2 protein-coding genes are annotated in these 726 nt (G+C 36.5%); one reads left to right on the top strand and one right to left on the bottom strand.

Going from position 1 to position 726, the window contains the following annotated elements:
- Positions 1 to 44 precede the first annotated feature (44 nt).
- A complete protein-coding gene (locus OZD62_RS00115) occupies positions 45 to 173 on the top strand; it encodes a hypothetical protein (protein ID WP_255325705.1) in 129 nt (42 codons plus the stop codon).
- 130 nt (positions 174 to 303) lie between these two features.
- On the opposite strand, the gene OZD62_RS00110 is transcribed toward OZD62_RS00115, so the two are convergent.
- Entirely contained in the window at positions 304 to 642 is a 339-nt protein-coding gene (locus OZD62_RS00110) for an outer membrane protein assembly factor BamE (RefSeq protein ID WP_275019161.1), read from the bottom strand.
- Between the last annotated feature and the right edge of the window lie 84 nt (positions 643 to 726).

Here is a 726-nt window from a genome sequence, read left to right as displayed (position 1 = left end):
TGATATTCCCTATCTTTTTTATCTTTAATCCATCATAGCTAGCGATGCAACAAAGCCCACTGGGATCCAGTTTTCTTTACAAATTCACCAAAAGTGCTTCATTCTATAACGCAAAACCCATACTTACCAAACCCAATGCATTACTTGCAATTAAGTTTCCTGGATCCAAGTAGTCTGGGCACTGCCGTCATAAAGGAACTAGTGTCAGCTACTTTCATGACACCTTCTGGTAGGCCCAAATCGCAATGTTCGTACAGTTATGGAATGAACCGCGGTATGACGTAGGAAGATCTGAGCAAACTTTCAATCAGAAACAGCCAAAGATCTCTCTAAGATGTCAGTTTCTTTTGTATCTTCAACTTTACCGTCCTGGTCGAATGAAATTTGCAGAGACTTACTACTATACTTCCTTTTTCCCAAAAAATTGGCTTGTTTAATTTTATATGAGACATAGTACCAAACATTGTCATCGAACTTTGATACTAATGTTGGTGATCCTAAAGTGTGAACCACTTTTTCTTTATCGTCACCTACTTTTATCTTGCTCCACAATTCAACACTAATGCCAGGAGCTCCGTGATTGCGAATAGTGTGAGTGCAGCTCACTGTAAATAATAAAATAAAAGATATTAATACTCGCATTTCTGTTGATAAATTACTTGAAGCTATAATACACTAATAAATTATCTGCCGTCAAATTTCAAAAAAGTTAAATTGACTGATTCT

This window comes from Wolbachia endosymbiont of Drosophila seguyi, assembly GCF_028981765.1.
Taxonomy (GTDB): Bacteria; Pseudomonadota; Alphaproteobacteria; order Rickettsiales; family Anaplasmataceae; genus Wolbachia; species Wolbachia pipientis.
The sequence above is the reverse complement of the archived record's forward strand: the minus strand, read 5'-3'. Positions and strand labels throughout refer to the sequence as shown.

What these genes read in the sequence shown, in the direction of transcription:
- OZD62_RS00115 (WP_255325705.1), top strand. Translation starts at nt 45, where the DNA reads ATGCAACAAAGCCCACTGGGATCCAGTTTTCTTTACAAATTCACCAAA.
- OZD62_RS00110 (WP_275019161.1), bottom strand. Translation starts at nt 642, where the DNA reads ATGCGAGTATTAATATCTTTTATTTTATTATTTACAGTGAGCTGCACT.